The following is a 17,644-nucleotide window of genomic DNA, read 5'->3' as shown; positions in this document are numbered from 1 at the left end:
GGTGAGTGGTGAGTAGCGCGCAGCAGCGTCCGCAGCCATTCGCCAGCCGCCCTTGGTGGAACCGCAATACCCTGTTGCGCGTGCTGGATGATCTGCTCTGGGCGGAGCTGAACCGATTGCGCCCGGGTCAGCTTGGGCTCAGAACGAGCACGCAGTCCGCTGTAACGAATGAGCGGCGAGGGCCGATGTCTGATGCTGCGCTTCGACCTGATGCCGCACTCGAGCTGGACAGCCTGGGGCTCGACTCGCTGGAATGGCTGGATATCACGACCCTGATCGCGGTGCAGTTCCATCTGCAACAGACCGGACTCGACAACCAATTGCTGCAGCAGCGGCAGCTCGGCGCTTGGGCGCAGATCATCCTCGACAGCCGCGCGCGCTGGGATGAGGCGCTGAGCTTTCAGACCTCCGGCTCAACCGGCCAGCCCAAGCTCTGCGCGCATCCGCTGTACCGACTTGAGCAAGAGATCCACTGGTTTGCCGGACAGCTCGGCGATCGGCACCGCGTCTTGAGCGCCGTGCCGGCGCATCACATCTACGGCTTCCTGTTCAGCGCCATGCTCCCCGCGCTGCTCGGGATACCGGTGCTCGACCTGCGCACCGGACTGCCGAGTCGCGCCCTCGCGCAGGCGCAGCCGGGTGACCTCATCGTCGGTCATCCGGCGTTCTTCGAGCTGGCGACGCGCGGCGACTGCACCGTTGCGGACGACGTCATCGCGTTGACCTCCACCGCCCCCTGCCCGCCAAGCCTGTGGCAGCAGCTGATCAGTGCCGGCTGCGCGCGGGTGATCGAGATCTACGGCAGCTCCGAGAACGCCGGCATCGGCGTGCGCGAGGCCGCGGATGCCCCGTTCAGATTGCTGCCCCATTGGTCGCGTGTCGGCACGACAACTGACCGTTTACAGCCTGTTGAGGCGCCGACCGGGGATCAGGCGCATCGCATCGAACAGGATGCGGAGACCGCGACGGTTTCGGCATCGGCATCGGATACTGATACGGCCTCGGTCAGAGCTGCAGCGTCGGCCTTGGATACTGATGCGGCCTCGGCTTCAGATACTCATTCGGACTCGGATTCGTGCTCGGAAACGGCTGCGGCTGCCAATACGGATATGGCTGCGACCGCAACTGCGCGCCGCGTCCTGACATCTGTCGAGCTACAAGATCATCTGGATTGGCTGGACCATGAGCGTTTCTTCGTCCTCGGACGCCGCGATGGCGCGGTGCAGATCGGCGGGGTCAATGTCTTCCCGCAACGCATCGAGCGGCTGCTCTGCACGCATCCAGAGGTGGCTGAGGCGGCCGTCCGCCAAGCCAACGCCGAGCAAGGTGATCGACTCAAGGCCTTCGTGGTACCCGTCGCCGACTGCATCGAGCCCGGGCAACTCGCGCATAGCCTAGATGCCTGGCTCGCCAGCCTTGTCACGGCCCTGGAGCGGCCACGGGCCATCCGCATCGGCAGCCAGTTACCACGCTCGGCCACAGGCAAGCTGATCGACTGGCCCGCTGAGGGCCCTGCAGAATCAGGCTAGGCCGCTTGCCTAAGCCAGAGTCAGACGTCACCTGAGTCAGACCAGAGCCAGGGCCTGCGCCAGACGTCACCAAAGCCAGCGCCAGACGTCACCTGAGCCGACCAGCACAAGTCCGTCGCCCCGCTAAACCAGCGTCTGCCGCACCCGAGCAACCAGCGCGTGTCGGCCGCTTGAGCATTCAGGCAGACGCCGATCACAACTCCCAGCATGCTCACTATCCACGACAGAACACCGGATTCAGCTTGACCAAGACCCAAGACACCAGTCTCCATCAGCGGCTCAAGGCCAACACCAGGGCTTGGCACAGCCGGCTCGACAGCACGCCTGGATTGCGCCAACTCATCCACCCGGAGTTGACGCTGACGCAGTACGTCGCCGCGCTGCGGGGCCTGTTGGAGGCTCATCGCGCGGCAGAGCACCAGCTACAGCAGCTCGCCAATCGCCATCCCGGTGTCTGTTCGGACGGACTGCCAGCCTATCGCCCACGGGTTCCGGCGCTGTTATCGGACCTCAGCCGCCTTGCAAGCAAGACCATCCCAACGAGTACGACCGCACCCATCAGCGCGTCCTCGGCTATCCGGTCTGCGCCAAAGCCAGCGCCAGAGCCAGCGCAGTCGCAGCCATCGCCGACGGCATCCGCGCTCGCCAGCGCTCATTCAGTGGTGCAAGCTCAGGCGCGGTACCTTGGCATGCGCTATGTCCTCGAGGGCGCAACTCAAGGCGGCAAGATGATCTCGGCCCGGGTCACAGCGCAATTGCCGCAGTTGCTCACCGAGCAGGCTTGTGCCTACTGGACACTGCTCGACGCCGCAAGCGCCGATTGGACGGCGCTGGCCCGCTCGCTCGCTCGTCCGGCCGAGGACGATAAAGAGTTGGCCGCCATCACTGCCGGTGCCGTGCAGGCGTACCACTGCTTCCTCGACGTCTTTGATCCATCGGCACCGCCCAAGCCGTCGTAGCGCAGTAAGCGCTCACCACTCCTCACTCCTCACCCATCCAAATCATTCCGCCAATCCTGATCCTCCTTGTCGAACAACCGAGTCGCCTCAGCCGGCCCCCAGGAGCCAGCGGGGTAGGTGTGGATGAAGTCGCGCTCGGTGGCCCAGAGCTTGAGTACCGGATCGACGATGCGCCAGGCGTAGTTGACCTCGTCGTAGCGCAGGAACAGCGAGTGATCACCCTCGATCGCGTCCAGTAACAAGGCCTCATAGGCATCGATCTGCTCGCTACCGATGTGGCAGGTGTTGGCGTCCAGATGTTCGGTGACGGTGCGCATCTCAAGCCCAGCCTGCTTCACCTGCAGTTCCATACGGATGCACTCGTTCGGCTGGATGTTGATCATCAGCCAGTTTGGCTTCAACTGCTCGATCGGCGTGTCCTTGAACAGCTGTTGCGGCGGATGCCGGAAGCGGATGCTGACCAGCGAGTTGGTCTCGCCCATGCGCTTGCCGGTGCGCAGATAGAAGGGCACATTGCGCCAGCGCCAGTTGTCGATATAGAGCTTGAGCGCGGCATAGGTCTCGGTCGCGCTCTGCGGATCGACGCCCGGCTCGTCGAGATAACCGGGCACCCGCTCGCCATCAACCTCGCCGGCCCGGTACTGGGCGCGAAACGCCTGCGCATGCACCGCCTGACGGCTGATCGGGCGGATCGAGCGCAGCACCTTGACCTTCTCATCGCGCAACGCCTCCGCATCCAGACTCGGCGGCGGCTCCATCGCCACCAGGGTCAACAGCTGCAGCAGATGGCTCTGGATCATGTCGCGCAGCGCTCCGACCCCATCGTAAAAACCGGCCCGAGAACCGATGCCGCGCGCCTCGGCATGGGTGATCTGCACATGATCGATGTAGTTGCGGTTCCAAAGGGGTTCGAGTAACAGGTTGGCAAAGCGGAACACCAGCACGTTCTGCACCGTGCTCTTGCCCAGGTAGTGATCGATGCGGTAGATCTGGTCCTCATCGAAATGCCGGCGCAGTTGCTGGTCGAGAATCTCGGCGCTTTCCAGGTCATAGCCAAAGGGCTTCTCGACCACCAGCCGCGCCCAGCCGTCGTCTTGCTGGTTGAGCCCCTGTGCGGCCAGACCATCGACCGTGTTGCCATATTGACCCGGCGCGATGGCAAGGTAGAAGATCAGGTTGCGTGGAAAGCCTTCGTCACCCCGCAGCCGCTGCGCCAGCCGCTCGAAGCCTGCGACATCGGTGAGATCCCCTTTCACAAAGTAAAAGCGCTCTTGCAGGCGCTGCAGCGCAGACTCATCGAGTTCGCCGCGCGCCGATTGCTTGACCCAGCCGTACACCTCATCGCGCCAATGCGCATCAGACCAGTCGCGCCGCCCAAAGCCGACCACACGCATCGATGGGGCCAGATGGCCGGCCAGTTCCAGGTGGTAGAGCGCCGGAATCAACTTGATCTGGGCCAGATTTCCGGTCGAGCCAAAGATCACCAGTGTGCAATCGTCCCGCATCAGGTTCTCCTAGAGTCAAGAGTTTTGTGCTAGTTTCAGTTGGAGAGCCTCATCAACAACACAAGCGTTGGACCCGCCCATGCCCCTTTCTGTCGCTCCCGGTGGCCAAGCCGTACTGTTCGCCAGCAGCGAAGCGCACCCCTTGATCAAGACTGGCGGCCTCGCCGATGTCGCCGCAAGCCTACCAATGGCGCTGCGCGAACTCGGCCATGACGCCAGGCTCATCATACCCGCCTATCCACAAGCCAAACGGCTGGTGCGTGAATTGCGCGTGCTCAGCGAGGTGGGGCTGAAAGGCACACAGGGCCCCGTCTCACTGCTCGGCGGTCTCTTACCAGACCGCGATCTCCCGGTTTACCTGGTCGAAGCACCCGCCTATTTTTGCCGCGAAGGCAATCCGTATACCGATGTCAGCGGCCGTGACTGGGGCGACAATCCCGAACGCTTTCTGCTGTTTGCCCGAGTGTTAGCTCGGGTCGCGCTCGGGCTACCGACCATCGACTGGCGCCCCGACGTGCTGCACTGTAACGATTGGCAAACGGGTCTCGCGCCCGTCTTCCTGAGTCGCTATGAGGAGCGACCGGCGACCGTGTTCACGGTCCATAACCTCGCCTACCAAGGGGTCTTTGATCGCGCGACCTTCGATCGTCTGGGCTTGCCCCCCGCGCTCTGGTCGATCGGTGGCGTCGAGTTCCATCAGCGCATGTCCTTCTTAAAAGGTGGCATCGCCTTCTCCGACCGAACCAACACCGTCAGCCCGACCTACGCCGAGGAGGTTCGCACCGCCGAGTCAGGCTGCGGTCTCGATGGCCTGCTGCGACAGCTTGGAAGCCGCTTCCGCGGCATCTTGAACGGGATCGATTATCGGACCTGGGACCCGCTGCACGACGCCAGTCTGGCCCAGAATTACGATCTCGACAGCATCGAGCTCAAGGCCGCGAATAAGCATGAGCTGCAACGCCACTTTGATCTGCCACACGATGAGCACAGCCTGGTGCTGGGCCATATCGGCCGCCTGGTCGAGCAGAAAGGGGTCGACATGATCCTGGACCTGGTCCCGCGCCTGCTCGAGCGGGGCAACATCCAACTCGTGGTCCAGGGCGAAGGCGATCGTGTCTTGGAGCAACGTCTGCTGGAGCATGCCGCTCAGCACCCAAACCAATTGAGCGTGCGGATCGGTTATGACGAGGCGCGCGCACATTTGATCGAGGCCGGCAGCGATCTGTTCTTGATGCCCTCTCGCTTCGAGCCTTGCGGGCTAAACCAGATGTACAGTCTGCGCTACGGGACGGTGCCCATCGTGCGCCGCACCGGCGGACTCGCCGACACCGTGGTTGATACCACGCCAGAGAGCCTCGCCAGCAATGAGGCGACCGGTTTTCTGTTCGATGACGCGGATTCCGAAGCGCTTTGGGGCGCCATCGAGCGAGCTCTGAGGCTCCATCGCGAAGAGCCCGCAACCTGGCGCCGCGTGGTACAGAATGGGATGACAAAGGATCTGAGCTGGGAAGCCAGCGCCAACTACTACCAGGCCTTTTATGAAGAGGCGCTCGAGTCGAGAACGCAGCAGGCGGTCGCGCTTTCCGCTTAAACGATCATGGCGCGGCGCCACGCCGGACGATCAATCGCGTGAGATTCAGGTTCATTGCTCAAGCCGCCTGTGCCGGGATCTGATGCCCGAGTCGAATCACCTCATTGTTCTCGTCGCAGTAGACCAGCGTTGGCTCGAAGTGTGCCGCTTCCTGCTCGCCCATCCCGACATAACAGCAGATGATCAACCGGTCGCCGGGGCTGGCCTTGTGTGCCGCGGCGCCGTTGACTGAGATGACCCGCGAGCCAGCCTCGGCACGGATCGCATAGGTACTGAAGCGCTCGCCATTGGCCACGTTGTAGATATGAAGCTGTTCATATTCGCGGATGCCAGCCTGACGCATTAGGTTCTCGTCGATGGCGCAGGAGCCCTCGTAATCGAGTTCGGCCTGCGTCACGCAGACGCGATGAAGCTTGCACTTGAGCAGAGTCAGTTGCATCGGTAGTCGTCTCCCGGGGCAGCCGCGATCAACCATGCTGCTACCCTCTCGGTAATTAGGTGACCGGGCGGAGGCCATTACAATTCGCCGTCAAGATGGGGGCATGCTCGCACCGGCAGCTGAGCCTGGCAAGCCTCTCTGCTGAGCGATCCATCGTGATGAGTCTCATGTATGCTGCAGCGCAGCAATCCGTTAGGGTCTCAGATCCTGGGCTCGCTCGGCAAGTGGCGCATCGAGATCGCAGGCAAGATTGTCGATCAGTCGCGCCCGGCCGAGCTGCGCAGCGGCAAGTATCATCAAGGCCCGGTCCTGCGCTGTGCCTGAGCCAAGCTGGGTATCAGGCGCAGGCTCAGCAAGGTCAGCACGGCGCCGGACGCTGACATAATCCGGCTCGAAACCAGCCGCGGCCAGGGCGTTCTGGGCATCCTGCTCCACCTCAGCGAAGTTGGCACCAGAGCGCAAACGCGCTACGGCGGTGATCAGGCAGGCCCGCAGCCGCGGCGCTATGGCCCGCTCAGCAGCGCTGAGATAGCCGTTGCGGGAACTCATCGCCAACCCGTCCGGCTCGCGCACGATGGGTGCCCCAACCACTTCGACCGGTAGATTGAGATCCTCGACCATGCGGCGGATCACGAGCAGCTGCTGAAAATCTTTCTCGCCGAAGATCGCCACCTCCGGCTGAACCATATTGAAGAGTTTGGCGACCACGGTCGCGACGCCGCGAAAATGACCTGGCCGGCTCGCGCCGCACAGCTGATCAGAGAGCCCAGGCACCTCGACAAAGGTCTGCTGATCGCGCCCGCGCGGATAGACCTCAGCATCAGAAGGCGCAAAGAGCAGATCACAACCCGCGTCGCGGAGCATGTCAGAGTCGCGCTCTAGGGTGCGCGGATAGGCAGCAAAATCCTCGCCAACACCAAACTGCAGGGGGTTCACAAACACCGTCGCGACGACGCGATCGGCCGCTTCAGAGGCCGCACGAATCAATGAGAGATGACCAGCATGCAGGTTGCCCATGGTCGGCACCAACCCGACCCTCAAGCCCGCCTGGCGCCATTCCGCACGCTGCCGCCGCAGTGCCCGCAGTTGATCGAGAAATTGCATGGGTTTGGACCTCAGGCCAAGGTGTGCTCGGGCGCTGGAAAGGCACCGGACTTAACCGCTTCGACATAACCCTTGATCGCGGCGTCAATGCCGAACGCAGCGCCGCTGCCGCCGTCAGCATCAACGCCACCAGACCCTGCAACAGCCGCAGGCGCGAGCTCGGCGAGAAAATTCTTGCTGAAGCGCGGCGCGGTTCCGGGCGTGAGTCCGAGCACATCATGCAGCACCAACACCTGCCCATCGCAGCGGTTGCCAGCGCCGATGCCAATCACAGGAATCCTGAGCCGCTGCGCCAGTGCTGCCGCAAGCGCGCTCGGCACACACTCCAGAATCAGCAACGAGGCGCCCGCATCCTGCAGCGCCAACGCCTCGGCCTCGATACGTTCGGCATCTGCGGCCTCGCGACCCTGAACACGGTAGCCACCGAGCTGATGCACCGATTGCGGCAACAAACCCAAATGCGCGCAGACCGGGGCACCGAACGCGGTCAAGCGGGCGACGATCTCCACCAGTGGCTCACCGCCTTCGAGCTTGACCATCGCCGCGCCACCTTCGCCCATCAAGCGGGCCGCCGCCGCCACCGCCCGCTCCGGCGTTGCATAGCTCATAAACGGCATATCGGCGATGACCAGGCTACGCTCGGCCGCTCGAGTGACACAACGGCTGTGGTAGACCATCTGATCCAAGGTCACCGGCACGGTCGTCGGTTGCCCTTGGATGACCATGCCTAGCGAGTCTCCCACCAACAACACCTCGACCCCAGAGCGCTCTAAGACCCTGGCAAAGGCGGCGTCATAACAGGTCAGGCAGGCGATGCGCTCGCCACGCTGCTTGAGCGCAAGCAAGCTCGTCGTGGTAATGGTTCTCGCTGACATCGAACTCAGAGGCTCCAAAACGGGCAGATGCGGAAAAATAAGAGCGGCCCGAGTCATCGGCGCGCAGCCGAACCATGGTGCCTGCTTCATCGGCAACGGCGGCAAGCAGGTCATCCAAGCGGCCCTGACCGGGGATCTCGAGTCCTGGCGGTGCAATCTCGGCCAGCGGGCCTAGGACGAAGGCCCGACAGTGCATCTGTGGATGCGGAACGCACAGCTGTGGCAGCGCCAACACCTGCTCACCGATGAGCAGGATATCGAGATCCAAGGTGCGCGGTCCCCAGCGCTGGCCATTACGGATGCGGCCGTGCTGACGCTCGATCTGCTGCAGCGCCGTCAGCAGCACCAGCGGCTCGAGCTGGGTATCGATCCGCGCAACCGCATTGATGAAGTCGGGCTGATCCGCTGGACCGACGGGCAAGGTTCGATACAGCGACGACACCGCCGTCACCTCAGATCCGGGCAAGGTCTGCAACTGCAGCAGGGCTTGCTCGACTTGGCGGCGGGGATCGCTGAGATTGGCCCCGAGCCCAAGATAGACGGTCACGCGCTGCGTTGGTGTTTCGCTGGACGACTCAACCATCTGCTTTCTCTCTGCGCTGCGCGGCCCGCCCCGGCTGGACATCGGCCGGTCCAGCATCCATCGAGCCCGGCTGAACGGACGCGATACCCGCGCCTTCAGCGCCAGCAGATGGGGTTGCGGTCGCCCCGGCAGCAGCCGCAGCTCCCGCCGCGAGCGGGGCCGATTTCGGCTTGCGCCTCCTTCGCTTACGCTTGCGCTGCTGCGGGGTGCTGCCGAGCATCTTCGCGCGCTCTGCCGCATCGACAGCCTGAAAGCGCGTCCACCATTGCGCAAGCTCAGGATCGGTTTCGCCGGCCTCAGCGCGCAACAGCAGAAAGTCATAGGCGGCACGAAAGCGGGGATGACTCAGCAGCAGCATCGGCCGCTTGCCCTGACGTCGCTCCAGCCGCGGCTGCAGGGCCCAGATCTCGCGCATCGGCAAGGCGAAGCGCTTTTGGATGGCGACCCATTGCTGTTGCGCCGAGGCGACCTCGTGCGAGGCCAAGGCCATGGCATCGGCCGAGGGCATCCCGTCATCGAGCAAGGCTTGATAGCGAAGACGCACCGGCTCCCACAGCAACACCGCGAACAAGAACGCGGGCGCCACCGGCTTGCCTTCGAGGATACGCTGGTCGGTATTGTCGAGCCCGCGGCTGACGAAGGTGATCGGGAACGCATGATCCTCGCGCGCAAGGCACGCATCGGTCTCCGGGAAGAGCTGCGCGAACAGGTCGAAGTGGCGCAGCTTCTCGAAGGCTTGGAGTGCATAACCGCTATGAAACAGCTTCAACGTCTCCTCGAACAGACGCGCCGGCGAGATCTCTCTGAGCAGCTCCGCAAGCGCGCGGATCGGCGCTGCGCAGTCGTCATCGATGATAAAGCCCAGCTTGCAGGCAAAGCGCACTGCACGCAGCATCCGCACCGGATCTTCGCGGTAGCGCGCCACCGGATCATCGCCGATCAACCGCAACCGTCCCTGTTCGATATCGGCGAGACCGCCAGCGTAGTCGACCAGCGAGAAGTCAGCGATATTGTAGTAGAGGGCGTTCACCGTGAAGTCGCGGCGCAGCGCGTCTTCAGTGATGCTGCCGTAGACGTTGTCGCGCAGGATCATGCCCTGCTCGGTGACCTGTGCATCGCTGCCGCCGTCGGCATTGCTGCCGCGGAAGGTCGCAACCTCAACGATCTCGCGACCAAAGAAGACGTGTGCGAGCCGGAAGCGCCTTCCGATCAGACGACAGTTGCGGAACACGCTCCGGACCTCTTCTGGCGTCGCGTCGGTCGCGATGTCGAAGTCTTTCGGCTCATGGCCGAGTAGCAGATCGCGCACGCCACCACCGACCAGATACGCCTGAAACCCGGCCTGTTTCAGCCGATTGAGCACCTTTAGGGCATTCGGGCTGATGTTGGCGCGGGAGATCGGGTGCTCCGGGCGCGGGATGATGAGAGGCTCGGTGAGGTTAGCGGGAAGGTTAGCGGAGAGCAATCGAACCAGGCTTCCTAAGGTTTGGAGACAACTGAACCGAAAACGCTGAAAGAGACTTGAGCGCGCCGGCGACCTGCGTATAATACGCGATTCTGCACAGCGCTTCTGCTCCCTTCGTCTAGTGGTTAGGACGTCGGCCTCTCACGCCGGTAACAGGGGTTCGAATCCCCTAGGGAGCGCCATCTGTTCGACACCCGCATCAGCATCAGCAACCCAGAGCCGTCATCGTCATCCAGGGCGCTTGCGGTCAGGTTGGCGCTAGATGCGGCTATCACCCATCGCCCGCAATTCATCGTCTAGCGGCTTCGACTCGCCAATGGTGGTCGGCTGACCACGTAACGCGCGGTAGCGATCGCGAATCTCCAGCAGGCTACGCGCGGGCTCGGTGCGGCCAGCGGGTGTCAGGAATGACTCCAGCTTCCTCGCCAGCTTGATGGTGTTGTGCTCCTGCAAGATCGCCATCACACCGTCGCTGATCAGCGTCTGCAGCATCAATTCCTTCTCGGTCTTCGCGCTGATGTTCTCGGCGATCGGCGTGAGCAGGAAATTGCCGATCACGATACCGTAAAGGGTCGAGGTCAAGGCGATCGGTATCGTACTGACGATCACTTCCGGGTCGCCAATACCCGCCACCATACCGATCAATCCAACCACCGAGCCGGCGACACCAAAGGCCGGCGCCAAGCGGGCCATGTGCCGAAACAGCTTCTCATGCTGAAAACGACGCTGGCGGAAATAATGCATCTCCGTCGAGAGGATGTCACGAACCTCAGCAGGCTTGTAACCATCGACCAGCATGCCGAGCGCGGAGCGTAAAAAACTGATCGTCGTCTGCTCCTCGATGACTTCCAACGCCAGGATGCCACTGTGCCGCGAACGCACGGCCAGATCGAGCAGAGAGTCGATAATCTCATGCTCCGTGGGTGGCCGTTGCGTATAGCTGTTGCGCGCGACAAAGAAGGCCGCACGGATATCACTGGCTGGATAGCTGAGAAAGGTCGCGCCCAGGGTGCCAGAGACGACGATCGAGATTGCGACCAGATTGAGAAAGAGAGCGACGTCGCTGCTGAGCATGAAGCTCGCGACAAAAATCCCGCCAAACAGAATAACGGCCAGGTAATTGACTCGGGTCATCTCCGCATCTCCGTGCTAGGCATTTCGCCGTTCGAGAAGCTGTCGCTCCGAATGTCGCCTGCCGGCAGATTGCCGTTCGGCAGGTCGCCACGAGGGATATCGTCGCTCAGCAAGGTTGCGGGAACGATCTCCATCGCAGAGGCCGTAGCGTCCGATGATCCGGTGCTCGGCATCAACGGACCGGTCACAACGCTAACAGGGTCCGGGGTCGGCAGCATCAGATCCCGCACCGGAGCCTCGCTAGCCGGCATGTCCGCATCAGCCGGCCCAGAGGGCTCCAAGGGCTCTATCTCGGTGCGGGTGATGATAATCTCCACGCGTCGATTGAGGGCACGGTTGGCGTCACTCGTGTTGCCCACCGCCGGCTCGAATTCGCCACGCCCCATCACCGTAAACCGACGCGGATCGATGCCGGCGCTGTCGATGAGATAGCGGGCCACACGGGCAGCACGCGCCGCGGACAACTCCCAATTGCTCGGGAAGACCTCGGTATCGACTGGATAGTCGTCGGTGTGGCCGATGACCTGCACTGCGAATGACGTCTGCCCGATGACGCGGGCCAAGCGGTCGAGAAACTCCCGCACCTCGGTCCGCAGCGTCGCTTCGCCGAGTTCAAAGAGCATGGGTCCTTGCACGCTGACCTTGACCGACTGGTCGCTCATGAGCACGATCTCGACATTGTCGATACGCGCATCACGCACGGCGTCTTGGCTGCGCTGAAAGACATTCACCCGCATCAGCGGCTCGAAGCTCGGCACGCGTGTGGGGGTCGGCTTTGGGCTCGGGGTTGGCACCGATATCGGGACCGGTTGTTGCCGCTCAGCAGCTTCGACCAGCTCGCGATTCTCACGCATCAGAATCGCCACCAGGACCGCGAACAGCACGAACATCACCATCATGAGATCGGACCAGGGCACCGCCCAATGGCTGCCGAGGTAGGCATCGGCCTGAGCGAGCGCCAACCCATCATCGCGGCGCCAGGCCAGTGGACCACCTGGCATCGGTTCTTGATGCACTGGCGGCGGAGCATCAGAGGGCTCAGGTTCTGCCGAGGACTCAGGCTGCGTCTCTACCTTAGGCTCCGCTTCTGCCTTAGGTTCCGACGCGGACTCAGGCTCAGCTGGAGCAGGCGCCGTGCTCGGAGCCGACTCGTCCACAATGTCGTCTTCGACCTCGGTCTGAGTGTCGGAATGTTTCAGCGTATCGGCCATACAAACAGACGGCCCTGCAAGCAGATCAAAGATCCAGACATCGACGCTTCACTGCGGGCACGCCTATGAGCTGTCGTTCTGAGGGGTTAGTATGCGTCAGAATTAGTGCTTACAGCCGGATACCGCAAGCGAAGAGGGAAGAAAATGGTGGGCCGTGTAGGATTCGAACCTACGACCAAGGGATTAAGAGTCCCCTGCTCTACCAGCTGAGCTAACGGCCCTTTGCAGCGTAAACATCGCTTTGCAGCGTCAGTGTCGACAGAGCAGGCTAACTTGATCTGCTCCCGACCAAGCCCTTTATGATAAATCAGCGTCATCCGTGGCGTCCACCCCAAAATCGCCCGATCAAAATCGTTAACAGACCAATCATTCGCATGATGTGCCACCGAACACCGCCACCAGCCGACCAGCAAGACACCATGCGTCACCATCGTTGCAGCCCTAAGGCCAGCGCACCGCGTCGAGGCTGCCAACGCCAGGAGGCAGGCGATGCATGAGCTTTCGATCTGCATGTCTTTACTCGACCAGGTCGAGCGTATCGCGAAGGAGCACCGCGCCGAGCGCGTTGAGCGCATCCTACTTCGCATCGGACCTCTGTCCGGCGTCGAGGCGCCGTTGCTCATGAACGCCTATCCGCTCGCCGCTGCTGGCACCATCGCCGAGCACGCGCAACTGGACATCGAACCCGCCTCGGTTCGGGTCCATTGCGTTGACTGCGGCGCGGAGAGCCCGGCCACACCCAACCGACTACTCTGCGCAAGCTGCAGCAGTTATCACACCAAGCTCATCAGCGGCGACGAGATGCTGCTTGCCAGCCTCGAAATGAGTCTTCCAGAAGACGCGAGCGAACCCCTCTAACCGAGCGCGTGGCTTAGCCCTTGCCGTCATGCGTTAGCTTGAAACAAGCCCATCATCGTTCAGATTGAGGTCGCGCTGCTATAGTCGTGCTTACACCGTTGGGCTTGCCCAATGCGACCATACCCAATGCTTGGAGACCATCATGTGCGAGACCTGTGGCTGCAACATCACGCCTGGCAATGAACATCTCGTCCGTGGCGACGGCAAACACAGCAAAACCACCGACGGCCGAGCCGCCGTCGAGGTGCTGACCGGCCTGCTCGACGAGAACGACCACCAAGCCTTACACAATCGCGAACATTTCGACCGCCACAACCTGCTTGCGCTGAATCTGATGTCATCGCCCGGAGCGGGCAAGACGAGCCTGCTCGAGGCCACCATCGAGGCGCTTCAGGGCGAGCTGCGTATCGCGGTGATCGAAGGCGATCTCGAGACCGAGAATGACGCCGAGCGCATTCGCGCCAAAGGCGTGCCGGCGATCCAGATCGCCACCGGCAGCGCATGCCACCTGGACGCACACATGGTCCACGATGCGCTGCACCAGTTAGATCTTGCCGACATCGACATCCTCTTCATCGAGAACGTCGGCAATCTCGTCTGCCCCGCCAGCTTCGACCTCGGCCAGCATCGCAACGTCACCCTGCTCTCGGTTCCAGAAGGCGACGACAAACCGGCCAAGTATCCCGTCATGTTTCGCGCCGCCGATCTCGTGCTGCTCAGTAAGGCGGATCTCTTGCCGGTGCTCGACGACTTCGATCCGGCACGGGCCGAGCGCTATCTGCGCCACCTCGCCAGTAGCGTTCCCTTCGAGCAGGTCGCGATCCGCGGCGAGCAGAAGGCACTCTCACCCTGGCTCGACTGGCTGCGAGCGGAAGTGGCCGCCCAGGGCCGGCGTCGCGCTGCTGGTAAGACCGCACGTCCAAGTGTGCAGCCCGACGGGGCGCGCCTGCATACACACCAACATGCGAGCACGTACTCGACTAGCACAGTCGAAACAGTCGAAGCGGGAGGCTGAATGCGACCCAGACAGACCGCGATGATCGCGCTAGTATCTCACTCAGCTCAACGCGACATCGGTTGCCGTGCTGAGCTGCCATAGACCAATAGCAGACCTCATGACCAAAACAATTCCAGCTCTGTGACTCAGATGGAGGATCTCGATTTGTTCACTGCAGTCAACCCTGTTCGCAAGGCTATCACGCTCGCCGCGCTCTTGACGGTGTCCAGCCAAGCCGCTCACGCGGTGGGCTTCGGCGACATGTTTAATCCCGGCCGCTGGTTTGGCGGCGACAGTAATGACTCCTACTACGACGAAGGTCCATGGGGACCCTATGCCCCAGGCCCTTACGGCGCTCCCGGCTACGTCCCCTATGGAGGTCCTGGGTACGGCTACTCTCCTTACGGCGCTCCGGCCTATGGCACCCAGGGACCAGCCTATGGGGCACCCGCCTACACGGCACCCGCACTGCCCCAAGCAAGCGAGTCGACACCCGAGACCAGCAACAGCGCCAAAGATCGCGAGATCGAGGCTCTGAAACGACGCATCGAACAGCTCGAATCGCGTAACCTGCCACCAAGCCGCTCCCAGCCACCCCAAGGTCAGGGTTCTGGCGAGGGTTGGCCGTCAGCGCCGGCCTTCCGTCCCATGGACCAATACTAAACCAGCCCAGAGACCCAGCCCGCGGCTGCTCACCACTGCGGGCTGATGACAGAGGAGCAGCACAGATGAAGAGGTTCCAGGCGTTCATATTGAGCCTGTTACTGCTATGCGCAGCCACGCAAACCGCGGCCGAAGACTACGTCGTATACGAAAGTGACAGCAGCTTTTCCGACGTCATGGACGGACTCAAGCTCGCGATCGAGCAACGCGGCATGTTCATCAACAACGTGATGCACATGAACGACATGCTCGAGCGCACTGGCACCGACCTCGGCCTCGGCGGCCCCCTATTCGGCCAAGCCGACTCGGTAGAGTTCTGCAGTGCGGTCTTATCACGCAAGATGATCAGCGAAGATCCACGCCGAATCGTGAATTGCCCCTTTATCATCGCTGTCTACACCCTGCCCGACGAGTCTGAGACGACCTATGTCGCGCATCGCAAGATTTCGGCCGCTGAAACCGAGCAGAGTCCGGCCATGCGGGAGGTTGCGGCCATGCTCGAACAGATCGCTGGGGACGCCGTGAGCTGGTAGATCAGCAGGCGCAGGATGCGCCAGCAAATCTAGGGCCACTGCGCAAGCATCCGACGGTCAATTGACTCAGATCCTGGTTTGCAGGGTTTCGTTATCGGAATATAGGGCTATATTTCCTTGACAGCCGAAAAGAATGCTGTTCCACGAACCACTAATACAACGATAAGCCGATATACCCATGGCGCCTTCAGACCCTGCCAAGGACTGAAGCCGTCATCAACGGCAAGCGCATACCGAGAAACCAGGATATCCACCGATCTTAAGGTGGAGGAGTAAACCAAATGACTGCGATGAATGTTGTTGGAGAGATCGCCGGGCGCGAGGTCCAGTTCAACAAGAAGGGCTTTATCGCCCGCTTCGAAGATTGGGACAACGACCTCGCCTATGCCATGGCGCAACAGGAAGGCCTCAGCCTCACCGAGTGCCACTGGACAGTGATTGAGTTCTTACGCGAGTACTATGCCTTTCACGAAATGCCTCCGTCGCCGAAGGTGATCATCCGCACCATCGGCGAGAAGGTCTCCGAGCACACCCCCTGCACACGCAAAAAGCTCGAAGGCCTATTCCCGAATGGCGGCTGCAAACAGGCTTGCCGCATCGCCGGCCTGCCTGATCATTACTGCCATTCCTGCTAAGACGTTTCTGCCCAACCGCATACCGCCTAGCTGGTCTGTTCACCTGCCGACCGCCTCGCCGGCGCGCCGAGATCAACACCTCGGTCGCCTGGCGAGGCATCACCGCGTACAATCCTGGCGAAGATCCAAACGAACGGACATGGCGCATCGCCACCCCAGACGATGAAGCGCCCATTTCACGGTCACCCTGTTTCACGGTCACCCTATTTCACGGTCACCTAGGCCACTTGACGCCCAATGACTCGCCTGCTTGCTACGATCGGCGCCTTGTTCGGACTCGGTGCCGTCATCCTGGGTGCCTTTGGCGCTCATGCGCTAGAAGGCCGCGTTACCCCAGAACGGGCCGAGGTCTGGACAACTGCGGCGTACTACCTCGGCTGGCAGGGCACTGTGCTGCTCGCGCTTGCCGCGCTGACCTGGTCAACAAACACGCCCGCCGCTGCGCTGCGCTTGCTCGGCATCGCCGGCTGGCTACTGGCAATCGGTACCTTGATCTTCAGCGGTAGCCTGTTCCTGCTCGTGCTCTCCGGGATCGGCGTCTTCGGGGCGATCACCCCGATCGGGGGGCTTCTCTTGGTCGCCGGCTGGGGCGTCGTCGTCGCCGCGGCCTTACAGCTCAAACCGAGCAACTGAAGACGATCCAGCCGATGCTGTCGGATATCGCCAACCCGAGTTCGCCCGGGCATGCGTGAGAATCGCCTTTACACCGACCAACCGCTCAGCGTCGGCGGGCAGATCGAACTCGAACCGCGGCCGGCCAAGCATGCCGCTCAAGTCCTGCGGCTTGGTGCTGGCGACCCACTGACGCTGTTCAATGGCGATGGCCATGACTATCGCGCCGAGATCCTGTCCAACGCGCGTCATCAGGTCAGCGTTCAGGTCCTCAGCGTCGGCGCGCCCGAACCAGCGCCGTCCTTGGCGATCAGCCTCGCACTCGGCGTCTCCCGTGGTGAGCGCATGGATCTGGCCCTGCAGAAGGCCGTCGAGCTTGGCGTCAGTGCGATCCAACCCCTGTTCACGAACCGCACCCTCGTGCGCCTGAGCGGCGAGCGCCTCGCCAAGCGCGCGCAGCATTGGCAAGGCGTGGTCATCGCCGCCTGCGAGCAAAGCGGCCGGCGGCGGCTGCCAACCCTGGCGCCCGTCGCAGACCTGCCCGACTGGCTCCAACAGCAGCAGCCTGGTGGCATTCTCCTGCATCACGAAGCTGCGAGAGCGATCACCGAGCTGCCGGCGCCAGTTGAACGCCTCAGCTTGCTGATCGGCCCGGAAGGCGGACTCGCACAGAAAGAGCGCGACCTTGCACAGGCACAGGGCTTCACGCCCGTGCGGCTCGGCCCCCGAGTGTTGCGCACCGAGACCGCCCCACTCGCCGCCATTGCCGCCATTCAGACCCTCTGGGGAGATTTTCGCGCAACCTAAGGCGCATGGCGCGGCGCCATCCTAGACAATGCAGCGCGTGAGATTCAGGTCAAGCAAGTACCCGCTGTCCCGACGCACCATGAACGTTAGCCTGACACCCGCAGTCGAAAGCCGTGCTAACGTTCCCGCTCAAGCCACCCTGCC

The 17,644-nt window shown here is 62.4% G+C and carries 18 protein-coding genes and 2 tRNA genes; 11 read left to right on the top strand and 9 right to left on the bottom strand.

Going from position 1 to position 17,644, the window contains the following annotated elements; genetic code table 11:
• Positions 1–8 precede the first annotated feature (8 nt).
• Together CCR96_RS24450 and CCR96_RS05575 are read left to right on the top strand one after the other, a co-directional pair.
• Entirely contained in the window at positions 9–1,529 is a 1,521-nt protein-coding gene (locus CCR96_RS24450) for an AMP-binding protein (protein ID WP_338035817.1), read from the top strand.
• Positions 1,530–1,771: 242 nt separating this feature from the next.
• Positions 1,772–2,488 (top strand): biliverdin-producing heme oxygenase, encoded by a 717-nt coding sequence (locus tag CCR96_RS05575; RefSeq protein ID WP_201218655.1) that lies wholly within the window; start codon positions 1,772–1,774, stop codon positions 2,486–2,488.
• Between the two features lie 29 nt (positions 2,489–2,517).
• Here CCR96_RS05575 and zwf read toward each other — a convergent pair whose 3' ends face one another.
• Positions 2,518–3,993 carry a glucose-6-phosphate dehydrogenase gene (gene zwf / locus CCR96_RS05570; protein ID WP_201218654.1) on the bottom strand — a complete coding sequence of 492 codons (1,476 nt, stop codon included), beginning with the start codon at positions 3,991–3,993 and terminating at the stop codon, positions 2,518–2,520.
• A 79-nt stretch (positions 3,994–4,072) separates the two neighbouring features.
• Between zwf and glgA the strand changes: the two genes are divergently transcribed.
• Positions 4,073–5,584 carry a glycogen synthase GlgA gene (gene glgA / locus CCR96_RS05565; protein WP_201218652.1) on the top strand — a complete coding sequence of 504 codons (1,512 nt, stop codon included), beginning with the start codon at positions 4,073–4,075 and terminating at the stop codon, positions 5,582–5,584.
• 58 nt (positions 5,585–5,642) lie between these two features.
• Here the strand turns inward: glgA and panD are convergent, their stop codons facing one another.
• The 5 genes from panD to pcnB form a co-directional block, all read right to left on the bottom strand.
• The gene (gene panD, locus CCR96_RS05560) at positions 5,643–6,023 is read right to left on the bottom strand and encodes an aspartate 1-decarboxylase (protein WP_201218650.1); all 381 of its coding nucleotides are present in this window, start codon (positions 6,021–6,023) and stop codon (positions 5,643–5,645) included.
• Positions 6,024–6,215: 192 nt separating this feature from the next.
• Positions 6,216–7,127, bottom strand: a complete 912-nt coding sequence (gene panC / locus CCR96_RS05555; protein ID WP_201218648.1) for a pantoate--beta-alanine ligase — start codon at positions 7,125–7,127, stop codon at positions 6,216–6,218.
• Between the two features lie 11 nt (positions 7,128–7,138).
• The gene (gene panB, locus CCR96_RS05550; RefSeq protein ID WP_201218646.1) at positions 7,139–8,002 is read right to left on the bottom strand and encodes a 3-methyl-2-oxobutanoate hydroxymethyltransferase; all 864 of its coding nucleotides are present in this window, start codon (positions 8,000–8,002) and stop codon (positions 7,139–7,141) included.
• Positions 7,920–8,585, bottom strand: a complete 666-nt coding sequence (folK, locus tag CCR96_RS05545; RefSeq protein WP_201218644.1) for a 2-amino-4-hydroxy-6-hydroxymethyldihydropteridine diphosphokinase — start codon at positions 8,583–8,585, stop codon at positions 7,920–7,922. Before folK ends, panB begins: the two co-directional genes overlap by 83 nt.
• Positions 8,578–10,050 (bottom strand): polynucleotide adenylyltransferase PcnB, encoded by a 1,473-nt coding sequence (gene pcnB, locus CCR96_RS05540; RefSeq protein WP_242518581.1) that lies wholly within the window; start codon positions 10,048–10,050, stop codon positions 8,578–8,580. Before pcnB ends, folK begins: the two co-directional genes overlap by 8 nt.
• A 107-nt stretch (positions 10,051–10,157) precedes the next feature.
• On the opposite strand from pcnB, the gene CCR96_RS05535 reads away from it, so the two are divergent.
• A tRNA-Glu gene (locus tag CCR96_RS05535) sits at positions 10,158–10,232 on the top strand.
• Between the two features lie 76 nt (positions 10,233–10,308).
• Here CCR96_RS05535 and CCR96_RS05530 read toward each other — a convergent pair.
• The 3 genes from CCR96_RS05530 to CCR96_RS05520 form a co-directional block, all read right to left on the bottom strand.
• Positions 10,309–11,184 carry a motility protein A gene (locus tag CCR96_RS05530; RefSeq protein ID WP_201218641.1) on the bottom strand — a complete coding sequence of 292 codons (876 nt, stop codon included), beginning with the start codon at positions 11,182–11,184 and terminating at the stop codon, positions 10,309–10,311.
• The gene (locus CCR96_RS05525; protein WP_201218640.1) at positions 11,181–12,185 is read right to left on the bottom strand and encodes an OmpA/MotB family protein; all 1,005 of its coding nucleotides are present in this window, start codon (positions 12,183–12,185) and stop codon (positions 11,181–11,183) included. Before CCR96_RS05525 ends, CCR96_RS05530 begins: the two co-directional genes overlap by 4 nt.
• Positions 12,186–12,540: 355 nt before the next feature.
• A tRNA-Lys gene (locus tag CCR96_RS05520) sits at positions 12,541–12,616 on the bottom strand.
• A 268-nt stretch (positions 12,617–12,884) separates the two neighbouring features.
• Between CCR96_RS05520 and CCR96_RS05515 the strand changes: the two genes are divergently transcribed.
• The 7 genes from CCR96_RS05515 to CCR96_RS05485 all read left to right on the top strand — a co-directional run bounded on the left by CCR96_RS05515 (position 12,885) and on the right by CCR96_RS05485 (position 17,500).
• On the top strand, positions 12,885–13,253 hold the full coding sequence (locus CCR96_RS05515) for a hydrogenase maturation nickel metallochaperone HypA/HybF (RefSeq protein WP_201218638.1): 369 nt from the start codon (positions 12,885–12,887) through the stop codon (positions 13,251–13,253).
• Between the two features lie 142 nt (positions 13,254–13,395).
• The gene (hypB, locus tag CCR96_RS05510) at positions 13,396–14,268 is read left to right on the top strand and encodes a hydrogenase nickel incorporation protein HypB (RefSeq protein WP_201218636.1); all 873 of its coding nucleotides are present in this window, start codon (positions 13,396–13,398) and stop codon (positions 14,266–14,268) included.
• A gap of 132 nt (positions 14,269–14,400) precedes the next feature.
• The gene (locus CCR96_RS05505) at positions 14,401–14,913 is read left to right on the top strand and encodes a hypothetical protein (RefSeq protein ID WP_201218634.1); all 513 of its coding nucleotides are present in this window, start codon (positions 14,401–14,403) and stop codon (positions 14,911–14,913) included.
• Between the two features lie 65 nt (positions 14,914–14,978).
• Positions 14,979–15,446, top strand: a complete 468-nt coding sequence (locus tag CCR96_RS05500; protein WP_201218632.1) for a DUF302 domain-containing protein — start codon at positions 14,979–14,981, stop codon at positions 15,444–15,446.
• A 281-nt stretch (positions 15,447–15,727) separates the two neighbouring features.
• Positions 15,728–16,081: a TusE/DsrC/DsvC family sulfur relay protein gene (locus tag CCR96_RS05495; RefSeq protein ID WP_201218630.1), complete on the top strand. Its 354-nt coding sequence runs from the start codon at positions 15,728–15,730 to the stop codon at positions 16,079–16,081.
• A gap of 237 nt (positions 16,082–16,318) precedes the next feature.
• Positions 16,319–16,714, top strand: coding sequence for a DUF423 domain-containing protein (locus CCR96_RS05490; protein ID WP_201218628.1), 396 nt, complete (start codon positions 16,319–16,321; stop codon positions 16,712–16,714).
• A gap of 51 nt (positions 16,715–16,765) precedes the next feature.
• A complete protein-coding gene (locus CCR96_RS05485; RefSeq protein ID WP_201218626.1) occupies positions 16,766–17,500 on the top strand; it encodes a 16S rRNA (uracil(1498)-N(3))-methyltransferase in 735 nt (244 codons plus the stop codon).
• Positions 17,501–17,644: the final 144 nt, after the last annotated feature.

The organism is Halochromatium roseum (genome assembly GCF_016653315.1).
Classification (GTDB): Bacteria; Pseudomonadota; Gammaproteobacteria; order Chromatiales; family Chromatiaceae; genus Lamprobacter; species Lamprobacter roseus.
Note: the sequence above shows the minus strand (reverse complement) of the source record. Positions and strands in the feature narration are given on the sequence as shown.

What these genes read in the sequence shown, in the direction of transcription:
- folK (WP_201218644.1), bottom strand. Translation starts at nt 8,585, where the DNA reads ATGGTTGAGTCGTCCAGCGAAACACCAACGCAGCGCGTGACCGTCTAT.
- CCR96_RS05525 (WP_201218640.1), bottom strand. Translation starts at nt 12,185, where the DNA reads ATGCCAGGTGGTCCACTGGCCTGGCGCCGCGATGATGGGTTGGCGCTC.
- CCR96_RS05495 (WP_201218630.1), top strand. Translation starts at nt 15,728, where the DNA reads ATGACTGCGATGAATGTTGTTGGAGAGATCGCCGGGCGCGAGGTCCAG.
- CCR96_RS05515 (WP_201218638.1), top strand. Translation starts at nt 12,885, where the DNA reads ATGCATGAGCTTTCGATCTGCATGTCTTTACTCGACCAGGTCGAGCGT.
- CCR96_RS05490 (WP_201218628.1), top strand. Translation starts at nt 16,319, where the DNA reads ATGACTCGCCTGCTTGCTACGATCGGCGCCTTGTTCGGACTCGGTGCC.
- CCR96_RS05530 (WP_201218641.1), bottom strand. Translation starts at nt 11,184, where the DNA reads ATGACCCGAGTCAATTACCTGGCCGTTATTCTGTTTGGCGGGATTTTT.
- zwf (WP_201218654.1), bottom strand. Translation starts at nt 3,993, where the DNA reads ATGCGGGACGATTGCACACTGGTGATCTTTGGCTCGACCGGAAATCTG.
- hypB (WP_201218636.1), top strand. Translation starts at nt 13,396, where the DNA reads ATGTGCGAGACCTGTGGCTGCAACATCACGCCTGGCAATGAACATCTC.
- panC (WP_201218648.1), bottom strand. Translation starts at nt 7,127, where the DNA reads ATGCAATTTCTCGATCAACTGCGGGCACTGCGGCGGCAGCGTGCGGAA.
- glgA (WP_201218652.1), top strand. Translation starts at nt 4,073, where the DNA reads ATGCCCCTTTCTGTCGCTCCCGGTGGCCAAGCCGTACTGTTCGCCAGC.
- panB (WP_201218646.1), bottom strand. Translation starts at nt 8,002, where the DNA reads ATGTCAGCGAGAACCATTACCACGACGAGCTTGCTTGCGCTCAAGCAG.
- CCR96_RS05505 (WP_201218634.1), top strand. Translation starts at nt 14,401, where the DNA reads ATGGAGGATCTCGATTTGTTCACTGCAGTCAACCCTGTTCGCAAGGCT.
- CCR96_RS05485 (WP_201218626.1), top strand. Translation starts at nt 16,766, where the DNA reads ATGCGTGAGAATCGCCTTTACACCGACCAACCGCTCAGCGTCGGCGGG.
- panD (WP_201218650.1), bottom strand. Translation starts at nt 6,023, where the DNA reads ATGCAACTGACTCTGCTCAAGTGCAAGCTTCATCGCGTCTGCGTGACG.
- CCR96_RS05500 (WP_201218632.1), top strand. Translation starts at nt 14,979, where the DNA reads ATGAAGAGGTTCCAGGCGTTCATATTGAGCCTGTTACTGCTATGCGCA.